Annotated in this window: 1 protein-coding gene; it reads left to right on the top strand. The window is 66.2% G+C overall.

The genetic code is table 11. From position 1 onward, the window contains the following. Window positions 1-639, top strand: a 639-nt coding sequence (locus AC0L2Z_RS35400; protein WP_473630644.1) for an efflux RND transporter periplasmic adaptor subunit, incomplete at both ends; no start/stop codon positions are given.

Raw genomic sequence — 639 nt, 5'->3', positions numbered from 1 at the left:
GTCGCGCAGCGTCAGGCCGAACTCGATGCGGCCTCGCGGCTGGCGAAAACCGGCAATCTGCCCAAGCTGCAGCTCGATACGGCTCGCTCCAACCTGACGCAAGGCCAGTCGCATCTGGAAGCCGCGCAGGCCGAGCTCGACCGCAACGAGGTGAAGGCGCCGTTCGACGGCGTCATCGACCGGGTACCGGTGGAGCTTGGCAGTTCCGTGATGCAGGGCGACGAAGTGGCGACCATTCTGAGCCTCGATCCGGTGATTGCCCGCGGCGAGGTCAGCGAACGTGATCTCGGCTATCTGAAGATCGGCGACAAGGCGAATGTACGATTGGTCAGCGGCCAGAACGTCGAGGGCACCGTGCGCTATATCAGCCGCGACGCCTCGTCCGCCACCCGCACCTTCCGCGTCGAGACCGCAATCCCCAACCCCGAGGGCACTATTCCGGCCGGGATGACCGCCGAGATCGCGCTGAGCGCGCAGCCGACCGACGCTGTCATGCTGCCGCGCTCCGTGGTGACGCTGGGCGACAAGGGCGATCTCGGCATCCGCGCCGTCGACAGGGATGACAAGGTCGTGTTCTTCCCGATCGATCTGGTCGACGATACGCCAACCGGCCTGGTGCTCGGCGGCATCCCTGCCGAT

This window comes from Mesorhizobium sp. WSM4850, from assembly GCF_055811735.1.
Note: the sequence above shows the minus strand (reverse complement) of the source record. Positions and strands in the feature narration are given on the sequence as shown.